This window comes from Rhodococcus mengyinensis (assembly GCF_048381435.1).
GTDB classification, from domain to species: Bacteria; Actinomycetota; Actinomycetes; order Mycobacteriales; family Mycobacteriaceae; genus Rhodococcus_F; species Rhodococcus_F opacus_D.
The window spans coordinates 1-25,428 of record NZ_JBLWIT010000161.1; the positions used below are offsets into that span (position 1 = coordinate 1).

The window sequence follows — 25,428 nt, forward strand, 5'->3', positions numbered from 1 at the left end:
GGCGATCAGCCGCTCGGCCTCCTGCAGCTGCGACGTGGTGTCGATCTGCGCGACGGTCGAATCGGCCTGCTGGCTGAACACGACCGACTTGACGCTCCACAGCGGATCGCCGGGTGCGGCGTTGTACGAGAAGATGGTGGCGCCACCCATGACGACCGCGATCGCGGCGGCAGCGCCTGCGATGGGTCGCAACAAGCGGAGCTTGCTGCGGGCAGCGCTGCGTGCGGAACGGGCGTCCGAGGCGTCGATCGCCGCGATCACGTCGTCCAGCAGCGGCCCGGTCGGCATCGGCGTCGCCACGATGTCGGCGCGCCAATTGGTCAGCAGAAGCGCGAGCTCGTACTGCTCCGGCGAATCCGTTGCGACGGGACCGCCGCCGGCGATCGCGTCGATCAAAGCGTCGTCGCGGCGCACTGCCGCGACGTCCACCGGTGCGTCGTCTCCTGGGAGATCGGCATCGGGATTGCCGTTGCGCTTGATGCCCCTAGCCAAACCTCTCACCTGCCCTCGTCACTTCTTTTTTCAGTTTCGCGATGGCTCGGTGTTGAGCCACGCGGACAGCTCCCGCAGTACTACCCACGGCCGCGGCCGTCTCCTCGGCTGACATACCGACCACGAGGCGGAGGATCAAGATCTCCCGGTGCTTCTCCGGCAGCGTGCTCAGCAGTTCGTTCATCTGCCTGCTTGCTTCCGAGTCCAGCGCCCTCTGTTCGGGTCCGTCATCGTTGGCTACGACATCCGGTACTTCGGCGACGGGCTCCGACTTGTTACGGGCGGAGTTCCGATGCGCGTCGGCGACCTTGTGCGCGGCGATCCCGTAGACGAATGCCATGAACGGCCGGCCTTGATCCTCGTAACGAGGCAAGGCCGTCATCACGGCGAGGCACACTTCTTGTGCCACGTCGTCCGCGGAGAGTTGTCCCCTCTCCGCAGCACCGACCCTGGCTCTGCAGTAACGCACAACCAAGGGCCGAATGTTTTCCAGGACCAGAGCTAAAGCGGCCCGGTCACCCTGCGTTGCAGCGGCGACTGCGGAGTCCAACTCCTCGCTCGTATTAGTCATCGTTGCTGAATATCCTGGCGTTACAGTGGCACCTCCCCCGATGGGTGTGCTCCCGCTCTCAGCGGAACACTCCAAGAGTAACGGTGCGGACCGAACGGTATTCGCCCGGATTCGCAGCGATTCGCGCGCAACCGGGCCGCACGGGGCTCGACCAGCGGAGTCAGATTCGGAAGCGCCCACCTCGCGCCCTGATGACGGCTTCGCACTCCGTACGCACGGCCTCCGCAGGTGAGTCGGATGTCACACCACTCAGCAACATCGCAGCTGCCCACTTCAGAGGTATCAAGCCGTACCGATCGCACCGGTCGAGCACATCCGCGGCAAGCCGCGCCGCCGGACCCGAATCGGGCTCCCCCGTCATGGACGCGCTCCGCAGCAGATCCGATTTGACGCGGTGTCGCGCAGATCCGGCGGCCTCCGAAATTTCCGCAGCGGTCTCGGCGTGGCGGCGCGCCGAGGCGAAGTCTCCGCCCGCGAGAAACAACTCCGCACTCACCCAGTGCCTGCGGACGCGCTGGCGCCACAGCTCGTCGGGAGCACGCTCGTCCAGATGCTCGGAGCACCTGCCGAGAAGCCGCCGGCCCAGTGCCAGCCGGCCGCACCCCAGCGCGTCGGCGGCCAGCCCCGTCAGCGCGTCGCACCGCGCTTCGCGAGCCAGGACGCCGTCCTCGTCGCCCGGACGCGTCCCGACGGCGGCGAGAGCCCGGCCGTCGAACCCGGACGCCACACCGTGCCAGCCGAGCTGCCTCAGCAACGACGCCTGCGTGCTCCAGGCGAGCGAGACGACCGCAGGCTCGGCCACCCCGGCCCGCGTCAGTGCGTCCAGCTCTGCGCGGGATCGGGCGTAGTGCCCCCGGGCACCCCACGCCACCGCTCGCATCCAGCGCTCGACGGGAACGTCGGACGCCGGCAGCGGGCACGCGCCCGGGTCGGCGCCGAAAGCCGCGCGGATCAACGAATTCGTGGCGTCGGAACGGAGACTGGAGTCGGGCACGCCGAGATCATCGCATCGTCCGGCCGCCCCGCGGTCAGGTGACCGCGGTGACGGCGTCCACGGCCTCGTCCAGCGTGCCCAGCACCGCGATCGATCGGGGCAGCGACTGCGTCCGGCATCCAGGGCCGCCCGCGAGCATCGTCAGCCCGGTGCGCCTGCGGCGGATCGCCCGCAGGAGAGACGGGAGGTGGCATCCGGCGGCGGGAAACCACAGGACGATCGCGTCCGGCTCGGTGTTGGTCACGGCAGCGAGAAGCGCCGACCGGCACAGGGGCAGCGCGATCCGGGTGTCCACCGCGGCCGTGGCCAGGGCGGCGCCCAGGGCCCGGAATTCGAGGCTGTACGGGTCGGCGGGAACTGAGTCCGATAGATCCGCCGGCACGTGCACGAGCAGGACACGGCCACCACCGCCGATCGGCGCGTCCAGCGTCATCGTGGACAGGATTCCTGCGACGCACTCGGCGAATACGCGGACACTCGCAGCCGCAGCCTCCGAATTCCTGCCCTCGTCCGCCCATTCGAGCACCGGAACGACCAGGGTCGTCCACATGGAGCTGAATCCCCGCTCCGCGACGGCCCGCACGACGATCCGCCGGATTGTCACGACGTCTCGCGCCAGCAACGCACCCGATAAATTCCGGACGGACGCCTCGGCGCCGCCGAGGCCGGAAAAGGATGACAAAAGGTTCGACGGGTCTGTTTCCGTCCTGTTCACCGAGTTGTCACCCAGATTTTTCACACCCGGTCGGTGGTCGCTTTCTGACGAATATGTAGCCATTGCGTTAATCGCATATCTCGCGGCCTCCGCGGAGTTTGCACCACCGTCCAGAGCGTGTTGCATGCATTCGAGCCGGGCAACGTCGCGCGGCGTGTATCGCCGGTGACTTCCCTGCGCGTGCACGGAGGGTCCGATGCCGTATCTGCGGTCCCAGGTGCGGAGCGTCGACGGAGCGACCCCGAGCTTTCTGGCCAGGGCGGATACCGAGATCGTCGGTCCCTCGTCCGGGGGTCCGGAAGGGGGCTGGGTGTGAGGCTCCGCGGGCTGGGGCACCCGCACATCGTCACCCGTGACCGGGGGTCTTTCAACCCGAAACGGAATCACGGAACCGCGGGAAAGTAAATATTCTCCAGGTTAACTTTCAGCTCGTGGGATATGTAAATCGCCACTGTGAACAACTATTGACGCGATTTCACAACCGACTCTACGGTTAGCGACGTGAATGATTAGTGGCTTGAACGTACCTACGAGCCCACGGTCCGCTCGTCGCCCGAGGCGAGCTTGCAGCTAAGGAGTCCACATGCCTGCACCCAACCACCTGCCCGGCCCGAACGCCGATATCTGGGATTGGCAGATGCACGGACTGTGCCGCGGGGTCGACTCCTCGATGTTCTTCCATCCCGACGGAGAGCGTGGCCGGGCGCGCGCGCAGCGGGAGACCCGCGCCAAGGAGATGTGCAGACGCTGCCCGGTCCTCGCCCAGTGCCGCAATCACGCGCTGAGCGTGTCCGAGCCGTACGGGATCTGGGGCGGAATGTCCGAAACGGAACGCGAGATGCACGCGCGGCACAGACGCGGCCGGATAGCCGTCTGACCGCTTCACCACACTCACCGGGGAACCCTCGTCGCCGCGCGGGGGTTCCCCGCGTCACATCGACACCCATCCACCGCGACGCGGTCTCCGAATGCCTACCGGCTGGAGGAGATGAGTGGATGTGCACGCTACCGTGGTTCTCGATGAAGCGAGACGACTTCCGGTGACGAACCCCGAGGGCAACACTCCAGCGGCCGACGTGTGCTCGGCAGACGCAGCCGGGGCACACCGGGCCCGAACCACCGAATCCACCGAGCTCCACGACACCATGGCCCGCGTCGCGAACGGGGACGCCGACGCGTTCGCCGAACTCTACGACCGGACGAGCGCCCGGGTACACGGCATGGTTCTGCGGGTCCTGCGCGACCCCGGGTACGCGGAGGAGACGACACAGGAGGTCTTCCTCCAGGCGTGGCGCACCGCATCGAACTTCGATCCGGCCCGCGGCTCCGTACTGTCCTGGCTGATGACGCTCGCGCACCGCCGGGCGGTCGACCGCGTGCGGTCGGAGCAGGCGGGCACCGACCGCGAGGCGCTCTACGAGACCACCAACATCGCCGGGCCGTTCGACCACGTCACCGAGGAGGTGACCCGCCGGCTCGAGCATCAATCGGTGCTCGCCTGCCTGGACTCGCTCACGGACACGCAACGTGAGTCCGTCGCGATGGCGTACTACGACGGCCGCACCTACCGGGAGGTCGCCTCCCAGCTGGGTGTCGCCCTGTCCACGGTGAAGACGCGCATCCGTGACGGACTGACGCGTCTTCGCGGGTGCCTGGGAGGTCTGTGACATGAACGACGAACTCGTGGGCATGGCCTACCCGTACGCACTCGATGCACTGGACGACAGTGAGCGCCGCGAACTCGACACCGATCTCGCCACCACCGACGAGGACACCCGCTCCACGTTCACCGACGAGGTCCGGCGGATCCGCGAAGCGTTCGCGGTGGTGAGCGCAGTGGGAGCCGTCGACCCACCGCCCCGGGTGCGGACGCGAGTCCTCGACGAAGTCAGGCAATCCGCGTCCGGGCCGACATCGCTCACCGAACGCCGCACCCGCCGGCGCCGCTGGCAGGTCGCCGTCGCCGCCGCCGCCGCCGTCGGGGTGCTCGCCGGCGGAACGGTGATCGTCCGGCAGCTCACGGAAGGTCCGGCGCCGACCGTGGCGGAGCAGGTTCTCGACGCCTCCGACGTGCACTCGTCGACGAGTGCGATCGCGGCCGGCGGGTCCGCGACCGCCAACTACTCGAAGTCGCAGGACGCGGTGGTGTTCGTGCTGGACGGTGTCGCCCCGCCCAGCGCCGACACCGTGTACCAGCTGTGGCTGATGCCGGCGTCCGGGGACGCGCCCGTGCCCGCGGGAACCCTCTCTCCCGGAGAGGTGCAGCCGACCACGACGATCGTCCTCGACGACGTGGGGTCGATGTCGAAGCTGGCCGTCACCGTCGAACCGCCCGGAGGATCACCCCAGCCGACGTCGGAACCGTTCGCGGTGCTGCAACTGAGCTGAGCCGGCGCCTGCCGGCAGAAGAAACCCCCGCGCGGTGATCCGCACGGGGGTTTCTTCGCTCGAACGATCGGAGCCGATCGGTCGCGACGGCAGAGCCTAGTGGCTGTGCCCGTGACCGGTCTGCTGATCGTCCTCTTCCGCCGGCTTCTCGACCACGGCGCTCTCCGTGGTGAGGATCATCCGCGCGACCGAGGCCGCGTTGACGACCGCGGAGCGGGTGACCTTCACGGGGTCGACGACACCGTCGGCGAGCAGGTCGCCGTAGGTCAGAGTCGCGGCGTTGAAACCGTGGCCCTTGGGCTGCTCGGCAACCTTGCTGGTGACGACGGAACCGTCGAGACCGGCATTGTTGGCGATCCAGTACAGCGGCGCCTGCAGTGCTTCGCGCACGACCTTGACGCCCGTGGCCTCGTCACCGGTCAGACCGAGGTTGTCGGCCAGCTCGGTGCTCGCCTGGACGAGGGCGGAACCGCCACCGGGGACGATGCCCTCGGCGACAGCAGCCTTCGCGGCGTTGACGGCGTCCTCGACGCGGAACTTGCGCTCCTTGAGGTCCGTCTCCGTGGCCGCGCCGACCTTGATGACGGCGACGCCACCGGCCAGCTTCGCCAGACGCTCTTCGAGCTTCTCGCGATCCCAGTCGGAGTCGGTGTTCTCGATCTCGCGGCGCAGCTGCGCGACGCGACCCTTGATGTCGTCGTCGGTTCCGGCGCCGTCGACGATCGTGGTCTCGTCCTTGCTGACCACGACGCGGCGTGCGCTGCCGAGCAGGTCCAGCCCGGCGTCCTTCAGCGTGAGGCCGACGTCGGAGTTGATGACCGTGCCACCGGTGACGACGGCGAGGTCGTCGAGGAACGCCTTCCGGCGGTCACCGAAGAACGGCGCCTTGACGGCGACGGCCTTGATGGTCTTCCGGATGGAGTTGACCACGAGCGTCGAGAGCACCTCGCCCTCGACGTCCTCCGCGATGATGAGGAGGGGCTTGCCGCTCTCGGCAACCTTCTCCAGCAGCGGCAGGAAATCGGGCAGGGACGTGATCTTCTCGCGGTACAGCAGCACGAGAGCGTCCTCGTACACGGCCTTCTGTGCATCGAGGTCCGTGACGAAGTACGGCGACAGGTATCCCTTGTCGAACTGGACACCCTCGGTGATCACGAGCTCGGTCGCCAGGGTCGAGGATTCCTCGACCGTCACGACGCCGTCGGTGCCGACGCGGGTGAGCGCCTCGCCGACCATTTCGCCGATCTCCTCGTCACGCGAGGACACGGTCGCGACCTGGGCGATGGACGTCTTGCCCTCGACCGGCTTCGCGGCGGCGAGGAGTGCCTCGACGACCTTGTCGGCCGCGGCGTTGATGCCGATGCCGAGCGCCATCGGGTTCGCACCCGCGGCGATGTTCTTCAGACCACCCCGCACGATGGCCTGAGCCAGCACGGTCGCGGTGGTGGTTCCGTCGCCTGCGACGTCGTTGGTCTTGGTGGCGACGCTCTTGACGAGCTGCGCGCCGAGGTTCTCGAACGGGTCCTCGAGCTCGATTTCCCGGGCGATGCTGACGCCGTCGTTGGTGACGGTCGGGCCGCCGAAGGCCTTCGCCAGCACTACGTGGCGGCCACGCGGACCCAAGGTCACCTTGACCGCGTCGGCAAGCTTGTCGACTCCACGCTCGAGAGACCGGCGTGCGACCTCGTTGAACTCAATCTGCTTGGACATGTGTTCTGTCTTCTCCTGGATCTCAGGGTTACGCGCGTGAACGCACTCCGCCCCGGGATCCTGTTGGGACTCCGGGGCGGATCACGTATGGCTTACTTGGAGACGACAGCCAGCACGTCGCGTGCCGACAGGATCAGGTACTCCTGGCCGGCGTACTTGATCTCGGTTCCGCCGTACTTGGAGTAGATGACCGTGTCACCCTCCTTGACGTCGACCGGGATGCGGTTGCCCTGCTCGTTGACGCGGCCTTCGCCGACTGCGACGACGGTGCCCTCCTGGGGCTTCTCCTTGGCCGTGTCGGGAATGACCAGGCCGGAGGCAGTCGTCGTCTCAGCCTCGTTGGCCTGGACGAGGATCTTGTCCTCGAGCGGCTTGATGTTGACGCTCGCCACGATGAGCCCTCCACTTTGGGGTATGCGGATCCGGAGACTTCTCCGGACTCCTGTTTGAGTGTTCCGTTTACGGCACTTCACACAGCCCCGTCGTCGCGGGTGCCGGAGCTCGATCGGCGCCACTTGGCACTCTATACGTGAGAGTGCCAACGCTCAAGGAGAAGGGGTGGTAAACCGCGCCGACCGAATGTCGGCCTGTCTCACGGGTCGTCACCTAAGGTTCGTCTGGTGTCTGACATCAATCGGCGTAAATTCCTGACATTTGCCGGACTCGGAGCGATCGGGGCAGTGGGATTCGGAGCACGCCCGTGGGGGTTGCAGTACGCGGGCGCGGCGCCTCTCCCCACGTCCGGGGCCGGCACCACCCTCGAAGCGGTGGCCGTCCCCCTCGGCAGCTCCGGCTACCGCAGGCTCGGCGCGGGACCGGGGTGGCCGACGATCGTCCGCACCGAACTCGCCGAGGCGCGCAGCGGGCGCGAGGACCGGCGCACCGCCCTCGCGTCCCTCGTCCAGCTCACGGACGTCCACCTGGTCGACGCCCAGTCCCCGATGCGTTTCGAATACGTCCACCCCTTCACCGGTTCCGCGTTCCGCCCGCACGAGACACTCACCGCACAGGGCCTCGTCGCCCTGGTCGCACGCGTCAACGCGCTCGCGTCCGGCCCGCACACCCAGCGCCCGTTCGACGCGGTCGTGAGTACCGGCGACAACACCGACAACAAGGAGTTCGCCGAACTCGGCTGGTTCCTCACCGCACTCAACGGCGGCACCATCGTCCCCAACACGGGCGCACCCGACCGCTACGAAGGCGTGCAGAACTCGGGTGCGGATCTGTACTGGAACCCGGAGTCCTCCCTACAGGACATGTACAAGAAGGCCGGGTTCCCCGAGATACCCGGTCTGCTCGGCGCGGCGATCGCCCCCGTCACGAGCCCCGGCCTGCGCACCCCCTGGTACTGCGTCTTCGGCAATCACGACGACTCGGTGCAGGGCACAGTCCCGAGCGGTATCCCACCGCTCGAAGCGATGTACACCGGTTCGCTGAAGTTCGAGGTCCCGGGATCGCCGGAAGAGGCGAAGGCGGTCGACATCGCGACCAGGTTCGACCCCGGCGCGATTCCCGCTGCCCTGTCCGCGATCACGACCCCAGCGCGGGTCGTCACACCCGACCCCGCACGCGCCCCGTTCACGCCCCGCCAGTTCATCGCCGCCCACCTGGACCCGGCCAACACCGGCCCCGGACCGGTCGGCCACGGTTTCGCTCCGGACGCCGGCGAGACCGGGATCGGCTACTACTCGTTCGAGATCGCACCCGACGTGGTCGGCATCAGCATGGATTCCACCAACCGGGCGGGGTTCGTCGACGGCTCGCTCGGTGCGGCGCAGTTCCGGTGGATCGAGGACACTCTGGTGGCCGGCAGCAGCCGGTACTTCGACACGGCCGGCAATCCGGTGACGCAGGGACGCAGCGACACCTGGTTCGTGCTGTTCAGCCACCACACCAGCGGCAGCATGGACAACGTCGTCCCCGACCCCTCCGCCCCGGCGGAACCCCGGATCCGGGGTTCGCGACTGGTGGATCTGCTGCACCGATTCCCGAACGTTCTCGCCTGGGTCAACGGACACACCCACGAGAACCGGATCACCCCGTGGCCCGGATCAACTCCGGAGCAGTCGTTCTGGGAGATCAACACGGCCTCGCACATCGACTTCCCCCAGCACGGGCGGATCATCGAGGTGGTCGACAACGTCGACGGAACCGTGTCTCTGCTCACGACGCTGTTCGAGGCCGACAGTCCCTACGCAGTCGACCACACCGATCTCTCACCGCTCGGGTTGGCGTCGCTGTACCGGGAGTTGTCGTTCAACGACATTCACGCCGACCCCGACCTGCTCGGCGGGACACCCGACAGGAACGTCGAACTGGTGCTGGCGTCGGGTCGCTAGGTCCGGCGCCTGCGGGACCAGCCGACGGCCGCGACGACCGCGCGGATGCCGACGCCGAGAAGGATCAGGTTGCCGATGATCTGCACACTCACGACGGCTCGTGACGGATCGGTCGTCGCTGCGATGTCACCGAACCCGACGGTCGAGAAGACGGTGAGCGAGAAGTACAGCGCACCCATGCGCGTGAGGGGTTCGGAGAAGTAACCCGGATCACTTTTGGACATCAGGCAGTAGCCGGCCGCGAACCCGAGCAGGTAGATCGGCAGGATGAGGGCCACGGCTTCGATCGCCTGGAGCGCCGGTATGTCGGACTGGACGATCCGGCGGATCTGCCAGACCGCGACCGCCGCCACCGCGAGCAAACCGCCGGCCAGGAAGAACACGCCCGACATGTCCCCGAACGAGGTCCACGGCAGGGCGAAGTAGACCACGAGGCACAGGACGACAGTGACCAATGGGCGCAGAAGTGCGCGCAGCAGAAGCCGTCGGCGCTCGCGTCTCGTGAGGTTGCGAAAATCGCTGGCGCGTCGCATGAGATTCCTTTGGACAACTGTGCAGGTGAGACCGGCTATCGAGCGCCATCCTCGTCTGCTGCGGCCGAAAGTCGGGAGCGAAATCCGTTTGTTTTCTGTAACGTTCAGATAACAGTCGCCGATTCAACGGGCAGGGATTCCCCGCTGAACAGGGCGTTCCGACAGAGATGGCAGGTCACGCGTCGAAAACGTGAGGGGGTGTGTAATGGGGATGTCCTTGGGGATGTCCACCGGTGCGTCCGGTGTGGGTTCCGCCCTCGTCACCACGGCCTCGAACGGTTCGCAGAACGTCGAGTTCCGTTACCTGTCCGCCGATCAGGCGCACACCGACCTCGGTGACCTGGTCCGCTCGTCGATCTCGCTGATGACCACCCAGGTCCCTGCCGACCCCACCACTCCCGACGCGTTCGCCGTCGCGTACCGCACGGCGGAACAGGCGCATTCGATCCGCAGCGCCGTCAGCAGGCAGCGGCACCGCGTGCATCTCGTGCCCGAGACCGCCGCCACGCTCACCTACCTGCGGCACACCGGCGAGGTCGCCCAGCATGCCACGGTCGCGATCGTCGACTTCGGCGAGTCCGGACTGTCCGTCGCCGTCGTCGATCAGGTCGACGGCACCGTCCTGCACACCGATCGCACGAGCCGTGTGAGCGGCACCGGAATCGACGACCTCGTCTTCCACCACGTCGTCGGCAGCCTCTCGACCCCGCATCCCCTTCGGCACCTGGACCGCGACCTGCTCTCGGCGCGGTGCCGCGTCGCCAAAGAGCAGTTGTCCTCGGAGCCGAACGCCCACGTCGACATCGACCTGCAGGGCATCCGCCCGATCGAGATCAGCCGCACCAGGTTCGACGAGATCGCCGCACCCACTGTCCGGGTCGCGGTGGAGTTCATCCGCGCCACCGTCGCCGACTCCCCACGTCAACCGGATGCCTTTGCCCTCGTCGGCGGTGGCGCGAACATTCCCGCGATCACTTCCGCCGTCGCCGACGCGTTCGCCGCACGGGTCGTCGTGATGCCCGAACCCGACACGGCGACCGCGAAAGGTGCGGCGTTGCTCGCCGTCTCCTCGGCCATCCGCGACTACCCGGCCACCGAGTCGAACCGCCCCGGTTCGGCTGCCAAGGTGTCGGGGGCACTCGTCGGCGCCCTCGTGGTCGGAGGTCTCGTTCTCGGTTACGGCGTCAAGGAACTCGCGCCCGCGCCGGATCCCAATGTCTCCCCCGCGGGGACCGACATGTTCCAGACCACCGAGCAGGTCACGACAACGACAACGGACGAACCTCCCGCCACGCGGATTCCGTCGTATGATCCGACGCCGACGTCGGAGTTCTACCCGAATCAGGTTGCGCCGCCCACGTCCGAACCGCAAACGGACCGGACCTCCGAGCAGACGCCCGATTCGACGAGCGAGACCACGACACCGCGCACCACCACCCCGGTGCCGACACCCACGGCACCGCCGCGTCCGACGCTGCCGGGAACGAACCCGTCGCAGCCCTCATGGCCACACATCGAATGGCCCGCGATTCCGCCGCTGTGGCCGCAGGTTCCGGGGGAAACCACGCCGAACGAACCGAGCCCCGTCGCGCCCGCACCCGACGTTCCCGAGGTGGCACCGCCGCCCGCGGAGACGCCGGCCGCGCCCGCGGAACCTACTGCGCCCGCTGCGCCTACTGCACCCGCGACGCCCGAAGGGCTCTTCCCGATGGTCCCGGCGCCGGGCACGGTCGCTCCGAGTCCCGATGCGTCGCAACCGAGTGGTGCTCAGCCCGGTGAGGCGCTCACTCCCCCGGCCACGCAGACCGTCACGATTCCCGTCAGCTGAACACCTGACTGGTCGCCACCGACAGTCCGGGGTCGCTGGCCACGGTCAGCAGGGACGGCGCGGCGCCGCCGGCGACCAGATGCGCGCCGAGCGAGGCGATCATCACTCCGTTGTCGGTGCACAGGCGCGGTTTCGGTACCCGCAGGGTCAGTCCGGCGCCGGCGCAACGTTCCTCGGCGAGTGCGCGGATGCGGGAGTTGGCCGTGGCGCCGCCACCGAGAACCAGTGTGTCCACACCGACGTCGCGGGCTGCCCGCACCGCTTTCATCGTCAGCACGTCCGCCACGGCCTCCTGGAAGCTCGCGGCGATATCCGGCACCGAGCACACCTCCCCTGCCCGCTCCTTGGACTCCACGTACCGTGCGACAGCCGTTTTCAGCCCGGAGAACGAGAAGTCGTGCCGGGCGTCCCGGGGCCCGGTCATTCCGCGCGGGAAGGGGATGGCGTTGCGGTCGCCGTCCTGCGCCGCGGCGTCGAGAGCGGGGCCACCGGGGAATCCGAGGCCGAGGAGGCGGGCCACCTTGTCGAAGGCTTCGCCGGCGGCGTCGTCCACGGTGGTGCCGAGTTCGACGATGGGCTTCGCAAGATCCTCGACGTGGAGGAGGTGGGTGTGCCCACCGGACACGAGCAGCGCCACGCACGGCGGCATCGGTCCGTGTTCGAGGGTGTCGACCGAGACGTGACCGCCGAGGTGGTTCACCGCGTAGAACGGGACGTCCCACGCCGCCGCATAGGCTTTCGCGGCCGCGACACCGACGAGCAGGGCGCCGGCCAGACCGGGTCCGATGGTGACGGCGAGAGCGTCCGGCTTCGCGATCCCGGCGGCGGCGAGGGCCCGCCGCATCGTCGGGACGATCGCCTCGAGGTGCGCACGGGACGCGACCTCCGGCACCACCCCGCCGTACCGTGCATGCTCTTCGACGCTGGATGCGACCTCGTCCGCGAGGAGTTCGCACGTTCCGTCACCGTTCCACCGGACGATGCCGACTCCGGTCTCGTCACAAGAGCTTTCGATCCCCATGACGATCATTGCACCGGCTCCTCACCCGATCCGGGGCGACGCATCGTGAAGGCGTCCGCACCGCTCGGTTGGTAGTACTTCTTACGGGTTCCCACGATCTCGAATCCTTCACGTCGGTAGAGGGCGATCGCCGCGTCGTTGTCGGTGCGTACTTCGAGAAACACCGGGCCACCCCGGGTGTCGGCCACTCGGAGGAGCTCGTCGAGGAGGGCCCCGCCGATCCCCCGCCGCTGACACGCCGGATCCGTTCCGATCGTGTGTATCTCGGATTCGGGATGTGAACCGTCACCCAGCAGGGCGATTCCGGCGTACCCGACGACGTGGCCGGTGTCGTCCCGCGCCACGGTGTAGTGCACGTGCGGGGCGGCCAGTTCCGCCCTGAATGCGCGTGCGCTCCAGGGTCCGTCACCGGCGAAAAGGAGTGTCTCGAGCTCCGCGCACCGTTCGGCGTCGGCGGCCGCCATCGGTTCGATGCGGAAAGTCATTTCTTCCGGTCCGCCAGTTCGACCGCGTCCGGGCGCCGCAGGTAGAGCGGTACGAGCGCCGCCGGAGCGGCATCACTGAACAGGGCCTCCGCGGCCACCGCGACCAGTCCTGCGGGCGACGGTGTTTCCACGGGCTCGACCGGGAGATCGAAGAAGTCGACGTGTGACGGCGATCCCGCCACCACCTCGGACGGCATCGGCTCGAGTTCGCGCGGTTTCACCACCGCGGGACCTTCCACCCGCACCCCTGCCGAATAGCGCGCCCAGTACACCTCACGCCGCCGTGCATCCGTGACGACGAGCAGATTCCGGTCGCCGTCCACCTGTGCGGCGATGGCGTCGAGGCTGCACACGCCGTGGGCCGGAATGCCGAGGGCGTCGGCGAACGCGGCGGCGGTAGCCATCCCCACGCGCAGTCCGGTGAACGGCCCGGGTCCGGCGCCGACCACCACCGCGTCGAGGTCCGCGGCGACGTGCCCCGACTCGGTGAGGCATTCGAGGATGTGCGGGGTGAGCACTTCCGCGTGGGCGCGCGGGTTGACCGTCACGCGCACCGCGAGGGTGTCCACCGCCTCCACCGATGCGGAATCGGCCGAAACCCGGACGACTCCGGCGGTCACGGCGGGCGTGGACGTGTCGATGGCGAGAACAAGCACGGTAACTGAGGGTACTCGCACGTCAGAACCGCTCCCGACACCCGACCCCGTCAGGAAATCCACTCCCAGTGGGCGGTGCGGACGTCCGTCTCCGGTTCGCGGCGCAGGCGTACCCGCAGATGACGATCGGCCAGCTGCTCCGCGATGCCCTCGCCCCATTCGACGACGACAACCGCTGCAGCCAGGTCGGTGTCGAGGTCGAGCGCGTCGAGTTCGTCCAGCGCGTGCGGGCCGCTTCCGCCCAGTCGGTACGCGTCCACGTGCACCATCCCGACCGGGGTGCCCCCGTCGGGCCGCGTGCCCGCCCGGTGCTCCCGCGCGATCACGAATGTGGGCGAAGTCACCCGCCCCTGCACGCCGAGCCCGGCTCCGATCCCCTTCGTCAGTGCGGTCTTCCCCGCACCGAGGGGTCCGTCGAGGACCACGAGATCCCCGGCGACGAGGCCCCGGGCGAGATCTCGGCCGAACTGCTCGGTGTCCTCCGCCGTCGGCAACACCACGGTCCCGCTCACGGGCAACACTCCCTCTTCAGCCGACATCGGACTGCTCACGCGACTCGTACGTCGCCAGGCCACGATGCAGGACCCGGTCGACGGCGTCCGACACCACGGACGGGAATTCGAGCTGCACCAGATGGCCGGCACCGCGCACCCGTAGCAGTTCGGACTCCGGAAGGTCCGCTGCCAGTTTCCGTGAGCTGCCGAACGGGATGATCATGTCGCTGTCGCCGCACACCACGACGGACGGGGTGCGCTCGATCGCCTCGAGTGACGCGGACTCGTCGTGCAATTCGAGTGTGCGCAGAAAGTTCACGATGGTCACCACCGACGTCCGGTCCAGCATGGAGTCGGAGAACTTGTGCAGCCGCGGACTCACGTCCGTGCCGTACGACGCCGCCCGCAGAATCGGGGTGATCAGCACGCGGGCCGCGCCGCGCGCGTGCTGGACGAGTTCGGGTGAGGTCCGGACTGCCATCCGGAAGCCGTCGATGACCGGGTTCTGCAGGTTCCGCGTCAATCCGGTCTCGCTGAGACCGGCGGCGGCCGTGGCCACCAGGCCCACACCGACCACCCGCGACGCCACCAGTTCGGGCCGCTGCCCGGCGAAGGCCAGGACCGTCATTCCGCCCATCGAATGCCCCACGAGCACAACCGGTCCGGTGGGGGCCTTCGCCTCGATCACGGTCGCGAGATCGGAGCCCAGTTGAGCGATGGTGCAGGTCGCCGTGGACGGCACACCCGAATCGCCGTGCCCGCGTTGGTCGTAGAACACCATCCGCACGTCGTCGCCCCACCGCTCGGCGAGCTGGCGGCGCTGGAAATGCCACGACGTCATGTCCAGGCAGTAGCCGTGCACGAACACCGCCGTCACCGGCGCGTCCTCGGGACCGACCTCGCGGACCGCGAGCGCGACGCCGTCCTCGGTGACCACGACGCTGCGCCGGTCCCGCGACATCAGCGTGAAGTCCTCGTCACCGTAGATCTCGCGGCCCGGCCGGGTCGCGCTGCGTAGCGCGTTGACACCGGCGACCGAACCGAGCGCCAGCGCGCTCAGCAGGCCGCCGACGAGCCCCAGACGCTTCGACAACCCCATGATCTAGGTGCCCGTTCCGCCGACGTAACTGCGCACCGTGCGTCCGCGTACCCCTGTCACCACCTCGTAGTGAATGGTGTCGAGTTCATCGGCCCACGCTTGCGCGTTGGGCTCGCCGAGGTCTCCGTTGCCGAAGAACACGGCGGTGTCCCCCTCCCGGACTCCGCCGCCGTCCGGTCCGAGATCGACGACCACCTGGTCCATGCAGACGCGTCCGATGCCCGGCCGTCGCTGCGCGCCCAGCTGGACCTCGAAACGGCCGCTGAGCGAGCGCGGCAGCCCGTCGGCGTAGCCGAACGGCAGCAGCGCCACCGTCGTATCCCGTGGGGCCACCCACTGGTGCCCGTAGGACACGCCTTCACCTGCCGCTACCTTCTTCACCAGAGCCACCCTCGATCGCAGTGTCATCGCCGGGCGCAACCCGAACTGACCGAGTTCGGGTACGGGCGACAACCCATATATCGCGATTCCCGGGCGAACCATGTCAAACCGCAGGTCGGGACGGGTCAGGGTGGCCGCGGAATTGGACAGGTGCACCACTTCGGGGACCAGGCCCTGCCGCTTGGCATCCGCGATCGCGCTGATCAGCCGATCGCGCTGGGAATCGATCCAGGCGTGATGCGGCTCGTCGGCGTGGGCGAGATGCGAGAAGATGCCGCGCAGCCGCACCGAGCCCTCGGCCTGTGCGCGCGCCAGATCGACGAGGACCTGCGCCAGCTCGTCGGGTGCCACCCCGTTGCGGTTCAGTCCGGTGTCGACCTTGATCGTGACGATCGCCGTGGTGCCGACGCTCCGGGCGGCAGCGACCACCGCGGCGAGGTGACGGGGCGAGGAGACGCCGAGTTCGACACCGGCCGCGATCGCGGGGGCGAAGTCGGCGTCGACGGTGTGCAGCCAGGCGAGGACGGGGGCGTCGATGCCCGCGCGGCGCAGAGTCAGCGCCTCCGACACCGTCGTCACGCCCAGTTCCGACGCTCCGGCGGCCAGCGCCGCGCGTGCCACGGGTACGGCGCCGTGGTTGTAGCCGTCCGCCTTTACGACGGCCATCATCGCCGCGTCCCGGGCGCTGTCGCGCAGGATGCGGACGTTGTGCGCAATCGCGTCCAGATCGACGACGGCCTCGGCCTGCGGTGCCGGCGCCTCCGTGGGCGCTGCGGGTTCGCGGTGTCCGTGGTCGTCGGCCGGTACTGCTTCAGCAAGCGTCATATGCTCGATCCTGCCATTCACGATGAGGCCGGCATTTCTTCGGGTGACACCCCCGCACGGAGAACTCTGATCGACTCCCGGAGGTGCGCGAGCAGCGTCCCGGCGGAGATCGGTGCTGTTCCGCGGCCTGCGGAGAGGTCCGCGCCACCGCCTCGGGCAGCCAGGTTCGCGGCCAGCGAGTGCGCTCGCGCACCCACCGCCGCGGCCCGGGCCGGGCCGATACCCGCGGCCATGAGTGAGCCGATGATCCCGGCGAGCACGTCCCCGGCCCCCGCGGTGGCGGACCACGACCCGCCCGCCTCGTTGACGTAGATCCGGCCACCGGGTTCCGCGATCACCGTGGCCCGCCCCTTGAGCAGCAGGTGAACGTTCCAGTCGGCAGCGAGAGCGCGTGCCGACGACACCCGGTCCGGACCCGGATCCGTCCCCGTCAGCCGGGCGAACTCCCCGGCGTGGGGGGTCAGTAGTGTCGCTGCGGTCCGAGACCGCACCAGGTCCGGGTCCTCGGCGAGCAGGGTCAGACCGTCCGCGTCGACCAGCACGGGCACGTCGGAGTCGAGCACCGTCCGCAGCGTGCGACGGGCGGCGTCGTCGGTTCCCATGCCCGGCCCGACCACCCACGACTGGACGCGTCCCGCCTTGGCGAGATCGGTGGTCGCGATCACCTCCGGCGCGTGCTCGAGCACCTCGTGGGTGCACGGTCCGGCGTAGCGGACGAGCCCCGACGTGGCCGTGACCGCGGCGCCCGTGCACAGCACACCGGCACCCGGGTAACCGTCGCTGCCTGCGACAACCCCCACCACGCCCTGCGAGTACTTGTCGTCGTCCGCCCCCGGCACCGGCCACGCAGCACCGACGTCGGCGGCGTCGAGGGCGGTGATCCCCGGGTCGCCGAGCGACAGTCCGATGTCCACGAGCTCGACCCGGCCGCAGTGCGCCGCACCGAGCGCGTGGACCGGTTTGAGGGCGCCGAATGCGACGGTGACGGCGGCGCGCACGGCGGGGCCGTCGACCGCTCCCGTGTCCGGGTCCACACCGCTCGGCAGGTCGGCCGACACGATCGGAGCCTCGATCCGGTCGACCAGCGCGGCAGCATCGGGCCGCAGCGACCCCCTGCCGGAGATTCCGACGATCCCGTCGATCACCAGATCGGGCATGCCCAGCTCGTCGGACGGGGCGGCCACTCGGCCGCCGGCCGCAGTGAACGCCGCCAGCCCCGCCTCGTGCGCCTTCTCCGGTTTCAGCAGGACCGCGGTGGCCGCAACACCACGCCCCCGCAGCATCGACGCCGCCCACAACGCGTCCCCGCCGTTGTCACCGGACCCCACCAGCACCGTGATCGTTCGACCCGCGACGCCCCCGGTCCGCGCTCGCAGCTCCGCCGCCACCACCGTGGCGAGCCCATGCGCTGCGCGTCGCATCAGCGCGCCGTCGGGAAGAGAAGCCAGCAACGGCGCCTCTGCGGCTCGAACCTCGTCAGCGGTGTAGTAGCCCCGCATGGGAACTCCTCGTCGAGAAGGGTCGGTACCGGGTCAGACTACGCTCGACGTCATGCGTGGACGTGGAAGCTCGTGGATCGCCGGAGTGGCTCTCGCCGCAAGCATTTCGATGGCGGGCGTCGTGTCCGGGTGCGGTTCGCCCGACAGCACGGCGCCCGAGGCGCCGACCGGACCCGTCGTGCAGGTCGCGAACATGGCGTATGCGCCCGCGACACTCACCGTCAAGGCGGGCGACACCGTCACCTGGAATTTCGACGACCGGGGTGTCACCCACGACGTGGTGGGTGTCGGCGCCGCGAAAAGTGTGCTGCGAAGCCGTCTGATGCAGACCGGCACGTTCACGTACACGTTCACCGAACCGGGGACCTACGAATACACGTGTTCGCTGCACCCCGAGATGACGGGCACCGTCGTCGTCACCCCGTAGGGCGCAGCCGGCCCGGCCACGCCCCTACGGTGGTTGTTATTCGACGGTGACGGACTTCGCGAGGTTACGCGGCTTGTCGACGTCGTAGCCGCGCGTCTGCGCGACCTCCGCCGCGAACACCTGCAACGGCACCGTCGACAGCAGCGGCTGCAGGAGCGTCGGCGCCGCCGGGATCTCGATCAGGTGATCGGCGAACGGGCGCACGGCCTCGTCGCCCTCCTCCGCGATCACCACGGTCCGCGCACCGCGGGCCTGGATCTCCCGGATGTTGCTCAGCAGCTTCGAGTGCAGCACCGCGCGCCCCTTCGGCGACGGCATCACGATGATCACCGGCAACCCGTCCTCGATCAACGCGATCGGCCCGTGCTTGAGCTCGCCGGCCGCGAAGCCCTCGGCGTGCATGTACGCGAGCTCCTTGAGCTTGAGCGCACCCTCGAGCGCCACGGGGTAGCCCACGTGGCGGCCCAGGAACAGCACCGTCGACGACGACGCCAGCTCCCGCGCCAGCGCCCGCACCGGCTCGACCGTCTCGAGTACCCGGCTCACCAGGTCGGGCATCGCCTCGAGATCGGCGTACTCGCGTGCGACCTCGTCCGGGTACTTGGTGCCGCGGGCCTGGGCGAGGGCCAGACCGACCAGGTAGTTCGCCGTGACCTGCGCGAGGAACGCCTTGGTCGACGCGACACCGATCTCCGGACCTGCCCGGGTGTAAAGGACGGCGTCCGCCTCTCGCGGAATCTGGGCGCCGTTCGTGTTGCACACCGCCAGCACCCGCGCCTTCTGGTCCTTGGCGTGGCGCACGGCCTCGAGGGTGTCGGCCGTCTCACCGGACTGCGAGATGGCCACGACCAGCGTCGACCGGTCCAGGACCGGGTCGCGGTAGCGGAACTCGCTGGCGAGCTCGACCTCGACGGGCAGCCGGGTCCAGTGCTCGATGGCGTACTTCGCGAGCAGCCCCGAGTGGTAGGCGCTGCCGCAGGCGACGACGAAGACCTTGTCGACGTCGCGCAGTTCCTGATCCGACAGTCGCTGCTCGTCGAGAACGATCTTCCCGTCCTGGAAATGCCCCAGGAGAGTGTCCGCGACCGCGGCCGGCTGCTCCTCGATCTCCTTGAGCATGAAGTAGTCGTGGCCGCCCTTCTCGGCGGCGGCGAGGTCCCAGTCGATGCGGAACGGGCGGCCCTGCGCCTCGGATCCGTCGAAGTTCAGAATCGAGTACCCGTCCGCGGTGATCACCACCACCTGGTCCTGCCCCAGCTCGACCGCATCACGGGTGTGCTCGATGAACGCCGCGACATCGGATCCGAGGAACGTCTCTCCCTCGCCGACACCGATGACGAGGGGCGTCGAGCGACGCGCCGCGACGATGGTGTCCGGGTGGTCCGAATGCGTGAAGACGAGCGTGAACGCGCCCTCGAGCCTGCGCAGCACGCTCAGCGCACTCGCGACGAAGTCACCGGCCGTCTCGCCCGAGGCGTAGGCCCGCGCGACGAGGTGCACCGCGACCTCGGTGTCGGTGTCGCTGGCGAAGTCGACTCCGTCGTGCTCGAGTTCGGCCCGCAGCGGGGCGAAGTTCTCGATGATGCCGTTGTGCACGACGGCAACCGTGTTACCCGCATCACGGTGCGGGTGCGCGTTGCGGTCGGTCGGCCTGCCGTGCGTGGCCCACCGCGTGTGACCGATCCCGGTGCTCCCGGTGAAGTGCTCGGCCCCGACCTCGTCGAGTTCGGCCTCGAGATTCGCGAGACGACCCGCCTTCCGCTCGACCGCCATGCCGCCGTGGCCGTCGAGCACGGCGATACCGGCGGAGTCGTATCCGCGGTATTCCATTCGCCGCAAGGCCTCCACCACAACAGTCAGAGCCTGCCGGTGGCCGACGTATCCCACGATTCCGCACATGGTTCATCAGGGTACTTGGACCGGGCGACGCGGCGAAGTCGGAGTGTGGGCCGCATCGGCTCTCTCGCCGGCCCGCGAATCGGATAACGTTCTCCCCGTGGCGCCGAAACCGAAGACCCTGGCCCGTGAACTGTCCAAGCGAGGACCGCACCGCGTGCTGCGGGGTGACCTCGCACTCGCCGGACAGCCGGGCGTCGTATACACGCCCGAATCAGGCTTCAACCTGCCCGCCGTCGCGTTCGCGCACAGTTGGATGGCAGGTGCCGACCACTACCGGAAGACGCTCGAGCATCTGGCGTCGTGGGGAATCGTCGTGGCCGCTCCCAACAGTGAACGCGGTCCCGTGCCTTCCCACCTGGGCCTCGCCACCGACCTGCGGGCCACCCTCGACATCTGTGTGGGTGTGCGTCTCGGTCCCGGCCAGATCAGCGTGCAGCCCGATCGCGTCGCGTTCGCAGGACACGGGATGGGTGCGGGTGTGGCGGTGCTCGCCGCCGCGCAACGGGACGTATCGGCGGTCGCCGCCTTGTTCCCGGCACCGACCGCGCCGAAGGCCGAGAAGTATGCGTCCAAGATCACAGCGCCGGGGCTCGTCGTCGCCGGTGCCGACATCGACACCATGAACAGCAACGCCAAGGCGCTGGCCGAGGCGTGGGGCGGGGAACACGTCCTGCGCGCCGTCAACGGCGCCAAGGAGTCCGGGCTCACCGAGGGACGCCGCCTCCTGGGTGCACTCGGCATCGGCGGTTCCGAGCGGAAGACCCAGCAGATCACACGCGCGCTGCTCACCGGCTTCCTGCTCTATCACCTCACCGAGGACAAGAAGTACGAGGTGTTCGCGAAGGCGGACGCCGAACTTCCCCACACCACGCTCGTCGATCCGCACGAGGAGCACACCGACGCCGGCTTCGAGGGTGTGCTCCCGCACATCTGAGTTCTCCGGTCACACCAGCCAGCTGCGCGGACGATAGAACTCGTCGTCGTCGAGTGTTTCCGGTGGCGCAGCCGCGGGTGATGCCGCTGCAGGCTCGGTCCGGCTGCGGCCGGACCGGTTCGCCGCGGCTTCCTCGTCTCGGGCTCTGCGCTCGTCGATCCGTTCCCGGAACATTTCGAGGTCGGCCCGCATCTGTGCCCGTTGCGCACGCAACTGTGCGGCTCGGTGGCTCACAGCGGCCCGGCCTCGGCCAACTCGGCGCCGCTGTCGAATCCGCCCACGGGACCTGTCGCCAGTTCGGGCGCGGATCGCGGTTCGCCCAGTGGCGGGGCCTCGGCGGGCGTCTCGGGAGCCGGCTGCTGCTGCACTGACACCACCTGTGGTTGCGGGTCGGCTGCGGCGTCTCCGGCCGGCGCAAGGGCCGGTGTGTTCTCGTTGTCCGGCACGGCGTCCACGGCCGGTCGGCCGGGCGCCGGATGTTCTTCGGATGTCGCATCCGGGGCGGCCTCGGCATCATCGCTGACCTGTGATTCCGGGGTCGGCGAGGCGGGTGCGCAGTCGGCATCTGCAGAGTCTCCTTCGCCCGCACCGGTTTCCGCTGTGATCTGCGGCAGACCATTCGGGCCGATCTCGACTCCGAACCTGGCCGTCCCGCCCTGTCCGTCGGTCAGCTCGAGATGAATTCCCTGACCGTCCGCATCGACGGCGAGGGTCCACGACTGTCCGTCGAGGTTCAGTTCGAGGCTCTTGTCGTGTGGGACGCCGTCGGCCGGCTCGCCGCCGTCCTCCCGCGGATCGGCGTGTCCGTCGCCGAGGTCCTCGGTGTTCCGTTCTTCGTCGTCCCTGTGGGTGAGGGCCGAGACGGTGTCCTCGATCAACGGGCGAAGGATCGAACCGAGATCCGCCAGACCTCCCGCGAGACCTTGACGTACCAGATCACCCGGACCGGGAATGCTCCCGAGGCCCGGGGCGGTAGTCATCGGAGGCACGGCGGCCATCGGCGGCGCAGCGGTCATCGGAGGCGCCGCAGCCATCGGCGGTGGTGCGGTTGTCGGTGGTGCGGTTGGCGGTGGTGCGGCGGCCGTCGGAATGGTTGCCGCGTCTCCACCACCGGATCGAGGCGGGACATACGCCGGTCCGTTCGTCGCGTGTGAGGTGGCGGGCGCCGTCGGCGCAGCGGGTGCGGGAGCGGGCGCAGCGGCGGGGACGGTGTCGGCGTCGTGCACCTCGGGCGCCCTCGGCGCGGGTGCCGGATCGGGAGTGTCCTCGGGACGAAAACCGGGCTGCACCTCGATCGACCGCGCCTCGGCGACGACGGCGTCATAGGCGGCGTGCACCGCTTCGGCGCAGTCCACACACGCGGCGGTGAACTCCTGCTGCTTCTCCTCGTACACGTGCCGGAAGTTCGCGTCGAGCCAGTCCTTGGTGATTCCGGCGGCCCGCCGCACCACGTCGTCCCGGTCGAGTCGGCGGAGCGCACCGCCGCCCCCGTCCTTGTACAGGCCGTTGACGTGCCGGTAGTCGTCGTCGGCGAGTTCGGGGAACCAGTACGACGCATCTTCCATGCAGTCCTTCGCGGCGGAGTTGTCGCCGTCCTTGCCCTCGGCGTAGATCCGCGCGAGAACGTCGATCTGGGCCGCGCTGTACCCGCCCACTGTCGGCTGATGCAGAGACACCACCTTGTACGCCTTGTTCGTCACCGCGGCGCTCAGCGTGAGGTTCGCCTCGAACAGCACCTCGGCGAGATCGTGGAGCCGACCGATGGTGGCGTCCGCCTGGACGTTCTGTCGGTCGGCGGCGTCGATCGCTGCCGCGGCGGCGACTCCGCTCCACCCGGTTCGCACTGCGGCGACGCATCTCTCGTTCTCGTCGAGTTCGGTGCGGGCCGTGTCGAGGCTGCGCCCGAGGGTGTCGACGTCGTGGGCGAGTGTGTGCAGGCGCATCCCCCGTTCCGCGTCGAACCTCGCGTAGTAGTCGGCGAGTTCGCGGGATTCGTACCCCAGTCGTGTCGCGGCGGGGAGGAACAACTCGAAGAACTCGAGGCCCCGCGCGCCGAGATCGAGCATGTCGTCGGGAACGTTGAGGGCATTCGGGCGAAGGTGCTCCCCCAGCGCGATCCGGGATGCGTTCGCGGTCTGGCAGTCGCTGCCCTGCTCCAGCAATGCGGCGTACCGCTGGTCGGCGGAGGGAGTCCGGTCACGCTTGTCGAGCCCGTACTCGTCGAAGTACGGCTGCCAGGATGACTCGTCCTCCTCGCGGGAGGCCGCCCAGGACTGGAGGAGTTGCTCCTTGTATTCGCGGCTCAGGTTCGGGTCGTCGATCAGCGCTCTCGGATCCGCGGTCACCACTGCACCCCGTTCACGTCGGCGGTGACGTTCGCGTCCGTTCCCGAGTAGCGCGCCGCGGCGGCCTGGAACGCGTGCCCGAACGATTCCACGTCCGCGGCCCACTGCCCGAGCGCGACCCCGACGACGCCGAGGGCGTCACGCACCGCGTCACCCTTCGCGGCGTAGTCGCGGCCCGCGTGTATTCCACTGAATTCCAGCCGGGCGGTCTCGGCGGCCTGCTGTCTCAGGACCTCCGCCGACCGCAGCAGTCTCGTACCCGCGTCCGTCACCACCGCGACGTCCACCTCGAGCCCATCGCTCATTGCCCCACCCTCTCTTCGCGACCTACTGCATTAGACGCGACAGCGCACCGATCGGTTCCCCCGGCCGATTGGTGCGTTGTGTCCGCTCACACGGAGGCGACGGTGCCCGCCAGTTCGTCGGCGAGTTTCCGGGCTACTTCGATGTCCGACGCCTCGACCATCACGCGGACGAGTTGTTCGGTTCCCGACGGCCGCAGCAGCACCCGGCCGTTGTCGCCCAGGCTGCGCTCGGCGGCCACGACCGCGTCCAGCACGACCGGGGACGCGGCGACGGCGCGCTTGTCGGCGACCCTCACATTGACCAGAACCTGCGGGAGCGTCGTCATCGCCGACGCCAGATCTGCGATCGCTTGTCCGGTCTCCGCCATCCGGCCCATCAGCCGCAGTCCTGTCAGCACTCCGTCGCCGGTGGTGCCGAAGGCGGGGAACACGACGTGTCCGGACTGTTCGCCGCCCAGACTGAAGCCACCGGACCGGAGTCCTTCGAGGACGTAGCGATCACCGACGGCAGTGGTGACCAGTGTGATCCCGGCCTCTCGCATCGCGATGTGCAAACCGAGATTGCTCATGACCGTCGCGACGAGGGTGTTGTCCACCAGTTCACCCGCGTCGCGCATGCCGAGGGCGAGCACGGTCATGATGGCGTCGCCGTCGATGAGGGAACCGGCGGCATCGACGGCGAGGCACCGATCCGCATCCCCGTCGTGCGCCAGCCCCAGATCGGCGCTGTGCTCGACGACCGCCTTCTGCAGGCTTTCGAGGTGCGTCGACCCGCAGTTCTCGTTGATGTTGAGTCCGTCGGGTTCGGCGTTGATCGCGACGACGGTGGCGCCTGCGGCCCGGTAGGCGGCGGGAGCGACGCCCGATGCCGCGCCGTGCGCACAGTCCACCACCACGGTCAGCCCGTCGAGGCTGTTCGGGAGTGCGGTGGCCAGGTGCTGCAGATACCGTTCCGCGGCGTCCGGCACCGTGCGAACACGTCCGATCCCCGCACCGGTCGGCGCCCGCCGTGTCGTGGTTCCGGCGGCGACGGACTCGATCCGGTCTTCCACCTCGTCGTCGAGTTTGTGTCCGCCGGCCGCGAAGATCTTGATGCCGTTGTCGGGCATGGGATTGTGCGAGGCGGAGATCATGACACCGAGAGCTGCGTCCAGCTCCGCGGTCAGGTAGGCCACCGCGGGTGTCGGCAGCACCCCGACGTTCAGAACGTCGACACCCGCCGACGTCAGGCCCGCGACGACCGCCGCCTCGAGCATTTCACCGCTGGCTCTCGGGTCACGGCCGACCACAGCCGTCTTGCGTCCCCCCGACCCCGGCGACGCCAGCACCGTCGCGGCGGCGGAGGCCACCTGCAACGCCAACTCGGCGGTCAGCTCGGTATTCGCGAGACCACGAACCCCATCCGTCCCGAACAATCGACCCATAGACCAGACCCCTCGCAATTAGGAAAACCCACTACATCTCGGATAAAGCACGAGAGCAGGCGTC

General features: G+C 68.8%; 26 protein-coding genes and 1 pseudogene. 7 read left to right on the forward strand and 20 right to left on the reverse strand.

Annotation, left to right across the window (positions count from 1 at the left end; genetic code table 11):
- The 5 genes and pseudogenes from ACNJ7E_RS42460 to ACNJ7E_RS42480 all read right to left on the reverse strand — a co-directional run.
- A partial coding sequence (locus ACNJ7E_RS42460) for an anti-sigma-D factor RsdA (RefSeq protein WP_418339527.1) occupies window positions 1-501 on the reverse strand: 501 nt, incomplete at its 3' end.
- Window positions 485-1,063: a sigma-70 family RNA polymerase sigma factor gene (locus ACNJ7E_RS42465; RefSeq protein ID WP_005239770.1), complete on the reverse strand. Its 579-nt coding sequence runs from the start codon at window positions 1,061-1,063 to the stop codon at window positions 485-487. The genes ACNJ7E_RS42465 and ACNJ7E_RS42460, both read right to left, overlap by 17 nt.
- Before the next feature lie 160 nt (window positions 1,064-1,223).
- Entirely contained in the window at window positions 1,224-2,057 is an 834-nt protein-coding gene (locus ACNJ7E_RS42470) for a hypothetical protein (RefSeq protein WP_418342605.1), read from the reverse strand.
- Window positions 2,058-2,091: 34 nt separating this feature from the next.
- Window positions 2,092-2,661, reverse strand: a complete 570-nt coding sequence (locus tag ACNJ7E_RS42475) for a transcriptional regulator (RefSeq protein WP_418342676.1) — start codon at window positions 2,659-2,661, stop codon at window positions 2,092-2,094.
- A 198-nt stretch (window positions 2,662-2,859) separates the two neighbouring features.
- Window positions 2,860-3,159, reverse strand: a pseudogene (locus ACNJ7E_RS42480) (MerR family transcriptional regulator); the annotation flags it as partial.
- 196 nt (window positions 3,160-3,355) lie between these two features.
- Between ACNJ7E_RS42480 and ACNJ7E_RS42485 the strand changes: the two are divergent.
- The 3 genes from ACNJ7E_RS42485 to ACNJ7E_RS42495 all read left to right on the forward strand — a co-directional run bounded on the left by ACNJ7E_RS42485 (window position 3,356) and on the right by ACNJ7E_RS42495 (window position 5,160).
- Window positions 3,356-3,649, forward strand: coding sequence for a WhiB family transcriptional regulator (locus ACNJ7E_RS42485; RefSeq protein ID WP_005239766.1), 294 nt, complete (start codon window positions 3,356-3,358; stop codon window positions 3,647-3,649).
- Window positions 3,650-3,764: 115 nt separating this feature from the next.
- Window positions 3,765-4,439 carry a sigma-70 family RNA polymerase sigma factor gene (locus tag ACNJ7E_RS42490; protein WP_280782666.1) on the forward strand — a complete coding sequence of 225 codons (675 nt, stop codon included), beginning with the start codon at window positions 3,765-3,767 and terminating at the stop codon, window positions 4,437-4,439.
- A 1-nt stretch (window position 4,440) separates the two neighbouring features.
- Entirely contained in the window at window positions 4,441-5,160 is a 720-nt protein-coding gene (locus ACNJ7E_RS42495) for an anti-sigma factor (RefSeq protein WP_283333003.1), read from the forward strand.
- Between the two features lie 96 nt (window positions 5,161-5,256).
- Here the strand turns inward: ACNJ7E_RS42495 and groL are convergent, their stop codons facing one another.
- Window positions 5,257-6,870 (reverse strand): chaperonin GroEL, encoded by a 1,614-nt coding sequence (gene groL / locus ACNJ7E_RS42500; protein ID WP_418342606.1) that lies wholly within the window; start codon window positions 6,868-6,870, stop codon window positions 5,257-5,259.
- Between the two features lie 92 nt (window positions 6,871-6,962).
- Window positions 6,963-7,262 carry a co-chaperone GroES gene (gene groES, locus ACNJ7E_RS42505; RefSeq protein WP_003940763.1) on the reverse strand — a complete coding sequence of 100 codons (300 nt, stop codon included), beginning with the start codon at window positions 7,260-7,262 and terminating at the stop codon, window positions 6,963-6,965.
- A 228-nt stretch (window positions 7,263-7,490) separates the two neighbouring features.
- Between groES and ACNJ7E_RS42510 the strand changes: the two genes are divergently transcribed.
- Window positions 7,491-9,209, forward strand: coding sequence for a TIGR03767 family metallophosphoesterase (locus tag ACNJ7E_RS42510; RefSeq protein ID WP_418342607.1), 1,719 nt, complete (start codon window positions 7,491-7,493; stop codon window positions 9,207-9,209).
- On the opposite strand, the gene ACNJ7E_RS42515 is transcribed toward ACNJ7E_RS42510, so the two are convergent.
- On the reverse strand, window positions 9,206-9,742 hold the full coding sequence (locus ACNJ7E_RS42515) for a potassium channel family protein (RefSeq protein ID WP_418342608.1): 537 nt from the start codon (window positions 9,740-9,742) through the stop codon (window positions 9,206-9,208). The two genes, ACNJ7E_RS42510 and ACNJ7E_RS42515, sit on opposite strands and share 4 nt — an antisense overlap.
- 205 nt (window positions 9,743-9,947) lie before the next feature.
- Between ACNJ7E_RS42515 and ACNJ7E_RS42520 the strand changes: the two genes are divergently transcribed.
- Window positions 9,948-11,570 carry a DUF7159 family protein gene (locus tag ACNJ7E_RS42520; protein ID WP_418342609.1) on the forward strand — a complete coding sequence of 541 codons (1,623 nt, stop codon included), beginning with the start codon at window positions 9,948-9,950 and terminating at the stop codon, window positions 11,568-11,570.
- Here the strand turns inward: ACNJ7E_RS42520 and tsaD are convergent.
- Genes tsaD through ACNJ7E_RS42555 form a run of 7 tightly spaced genes read right to left on the reverse strand, consistent with a single transcriptional unit; the run spans window position 11,563 to window position 18,030 of the window.
- Window positions 11,563-12,600: a tRNA (adenosine(37)-N6)-threonylcarbamoyltransferase complex transferase subunit TsaD gene (gene tsaD / locus ACNJ7E_RS42525; protein ID WP_418342610.1), complete on the reverse strand. Its 1,038-nt coding sequence runs from the start codon at window positions 12,598-12,600 to the stop codon at window positions 11,563-11,565. The genes ACNJ7E_RS42520 and tsaD overlap by 8 nt on opposite strands.
- On the reverse strand, window positions 12,597-13,076 hold the full coding sequence (gene rimI / locus ACNJ7E_RS42530; protein WP_283353389.1) for a ribosomal protein S18-alanine N-acetyltransferase: 480 nt from the start codon (window positions 13,074-13,076) through the stop codon (window positions 12,597-12,599). The genes tsaD and rimI overlap by 4 nt, the downstream gene beginning before the upstream one ends.
- Complete coding sequence (gene tsaB / locus ACNJ7E_RS42535) at window positions 13,073-13,732, reverse strand: tRNA (adenosine(37)-N6)-threonylcarbamoyltransferase complex dimerization subunit type 1 TsaB (protein WP_418342611.1); 660 nt, start codon at window positions 13,730-13,732, stop codon at window positions 13,073-13,075. Before tsaB ends, rimI begins: the two co-directional genes overlap by 4 nt.
- A 50-nt stretch (window positions 13,733-13,782) precedes the next feature.
- Window positions 13,783-14,271, reverse strand: a complete 489-nt coding sequence (tsaE, locus tag ACNJ7E_RS42540) for a tRNA (adenosine(37)-N6)-threonylcarbamoyltransferase complex ATPase subunit type 1 TsaE (RefSeq protein WP_011598171.1) — start codon at window positions 14,269-14,271, stop codon at window positions 13,783-13,785.
- The gene (locus tag ACNJ7E_RS42545; RefSeq protein WP_418342612.1) at window positions 14,261-15,325 is read right to left on the reverse strand and encodes an alpha/beta fold hydrolase; all 1,065 of its coding nucleotides are present in this window, start codon (window positions 15,323-15,325) and stop codon (window positions 14,261-14,263) included. The genes tsaE and ACNJ7E_RS42545 overlap by 11 nt, the downstream gene beginning before the upstream one ends.
- Window positions 15,326-15,328: 3 nt before the next feature.
- The gene (alr, locus tag ACNJ7E_RS42550; protein WP_418342613.1) at window positions 15,329-16,531 is read right to left on the reverse strand and encodes an alanine racemase; all 1,203 of its coding nucleotides are present in this window, start codon (window positions 16,529-16,531) and stop codon (window positions 15,329-15,331) included.
- A 17-nt stretch (window positions 16,532-16,548) separates the two neighbouring features.
- The gene (locus ACNJ7E_RS42555) at window positions 16,549-18,030 is read right to left on the reverse strand and encodes an NAD(P)H-hydrate dehydratase (RefSeq protein WP_418342614.1); all 1,482 of its coding nucleotides are present in this window, start codon (window positions 18,028-18,030) and stop codon (window positions 16,549-16,551) included.
- A gap of 52 nt (window positions 18,031-18,082) precedes the next feature.
- Here ACNJ7E_RS42555 and ACNJ7E_RS42560 point away from each other — a divergent pair, with 52 nt between their 5' ends.
- The gene (locus ACNJ7E_RS42560; RefSeq protein ID WP_280782654.1) at window positions 18,083-18,457 is read left to right on the forward strand and encodes a cupredoxin domain-containing protein; all 375 of its coding nucleotides are present in this window, start codon (window positions 18,083-18,085) and stop codon (window positions 18,455-18,457) included.
- Window positions 18,458-18,493: 36 nt separating this feature from the next.
- Here ACNJ7E_RS42560 and glmS read toward each other — a convergent pair whose 3' ends face one another.
- Window positions 18,494-20,356 carry a glutamine--fructose-6-phosphate transaminase (isomerizing) gene (gene glmS / locus ACNJ7E_RS42565; RefSeq protein WP_105412631.1) on the reverse strand — a complete coding sequence of 621 codons (1,863 nt, stop codon included), beginning with the start codon at window positions 20,354-20,356 and terminating at the stop codon, window positions 18,494-18,496.
- A gap of 97 nt (window positions 20,357-20,453) precedes the next feature.
- Here glmS and ACNJ7E_RS42570 point away from each other — a divergent pair, with 97 nt between their 5' ends.
- Complete coding sequence (locus ACNJ7E_RS42570; RefSeq protein ID WP_037245016.1) at window positions 20,454-21,290, forward strand: dienelactone hydrolase family protein; 837 nt, start codon at window positions 20,454-20,456, stop codon at window positions 21,288-21,290.
- A gap of 9 nt (window positions 21,291-21,299) precedes the next feature.
- On the opposite strand, the gene ACNJ7E_RS42575 is transcribed toward ACNJ7E_RS42570, so the two are convergent.
- From ACNJ7E_RS42575 to glmM, 4 genes are all read right to left on the reverse strand, one after another.
- Window positions 21,300-21,524 carry a hypothetical protein gene (locus ACNJ7E_RS42575; RefSeq protein WP_418342615.1) on the reverse strand — a complete coding sequence of 75 codons (225 nt, stop codon included), beginning with the start codon at window positions 21,522-21,524 and terminating at the stop codon, window positions 21,300-21,302.
- A complete protein-coding gene (locus ACNJ7E_RS42580; RefSeq protein WP_418342616.1) occupies window positions 21,521-23,635 on the reverse strand; it encodes an ICP22 family protein in 2,115 nt (704 codons plus the stop codon). The genes ACNJ7E_RS42575 and ACNJ7E_RS42580 overlap by 4 nt, the downstream gene beginning before the upstream one ends.
- A complete protein-coding gene (locus ACNJ7E_RS42585; protein WP_280782651.1) occupies window positions 23,632-23,940 on the reverse strand; it encodes a hypothetical protein in 309 nt (102 codons plus the stop codon). The genes ACNJ7E_RS42580 and ACNJ7E_RS42585 overlap by 4 nt, the downstream gene beginning before the upstream one ends.
- A gap of 86 nt (window positions 23,941-24,026) precedes the next feature.
- A complete protein-coding gene (glmM, locus tag ACNJ7E_RS42590; protein WP_283353384.1) occupies window positions 24,027-25,364 on the reverse strand; it encodes a phosphoglucosamine mutase in 1,338 nt (445 codons plus the stop codon).
- Between the last annotated feature and the right edge of the window lie 64 nt (window positions 25,365-25,428).

Coding starts and splice junctions, on each gene's coding strand:
- ACNJ7E_RS42465 (WP_005239770.1), bottom strand. CDS start 1,063: ATGACTAATACGAGCGAGGAGTTGGACTCCGCAGTCGCCGCTGCAACG.
- ACNJ7E_RS42485 (WP_005239766.1), top strand. CDS start 3,356: ATGCCTGCACCCAACCACCTGCCCGGCCCGAACGCCGATATCTGGGAT.
- ACNJ7E_RS42495 (WP_283333003.1), top strand. CDS start 4,441: ATGAACGACGAACTCGTGGGCATGGCCTACCCGTACGCACTCGATGCA.
- groL (WP_418342606.1), bottom strand. CDS start 6,870: ATGTCCAAGCAGATTGAGTTCAACGAGGTCGCACGCCGGTCTCTCGAG.
- ACNJ7E_RS42515 (WP_418342608.1), bottom strand. CDS start 9,742: ATGCGACGCGCCAGCGATTTTCGCAACCTCACGAGACGCGAGCGCCGA.
- ACNJ7E_RS42520 (WP_418342609.1), top strand. CDS start 9,948: ATGGGGATGTCCTTGGGGATGTCCACCGGTGCGTCCGGTGTGGGTTCC.
- tsaD (WP_418342610.1), bottom strand. CDS start 12,600: ATGATCGTCATGGGGATCGAAAGCTCTTGTGACGAGACCGGAGTCGGC.
- rimI (WP_283353389.1), bottom strand. CDS start 13,076: ATGACTTTCCGCATCGAACCGATGGCGGCCGCCGACGCCGAACGGTGC.
- tsaE (WP_011598171.1), bottom strand. CDS start 14,271: ATGTCGGCTGAAGAGGGAGTGTTGCCCGTGAGCGGGACCGTGGTGTTG.
- ACNJ7E_RS42545 (WP_418342612.1), bottom strand. CDS start 15,325: ATGGGGTTGTCGAAGCGTCTGGGGCTCGTCGGCGGCCTGCTGAGCGCG.
- alr (WP_418342613.1), bottom strand. CDS start 16,531: ATGACGCTTGCTGAAGCAGTACCGGCCGACGACCACGGACACCGCGAA.
- ACNJ7E_RS42555 (WP_418342614.1), bottom strand. CDS start 18,030: ATGCGGGGCTACTACACCGCTGACGAGGTTCGAGCCGCAGAGGCGCCG.
- ACNJ7E_RS42560 (WP_280782654.1), top strand. CDS start 18,083: ATGCGTGGACGTGGAAGCTCGTGGATCGCCGGAGTGGCTCTCGCCGCA.
- glmS (WP_105412631.1), bottom strand. CDS start 20,356: ATGTGCGGAATCGTGGGATACGTCGGCCACCGGCAGGCTCTGACTGTT.
- ACNJ7E_RS42585 (WP_280782651.1), bottom strand. CDS start 23,940: ATGAGCGATGGGCTCGAGGTGGACGTCGCGGTGGTGACGGACGCGGGT.
- glmM (WP_283353384.1), bottom strand. CDS start 25,364: ATGGGTCGATTGTTCGGGACGGATGGGGTTCGTGGTCTCGCGAATACC.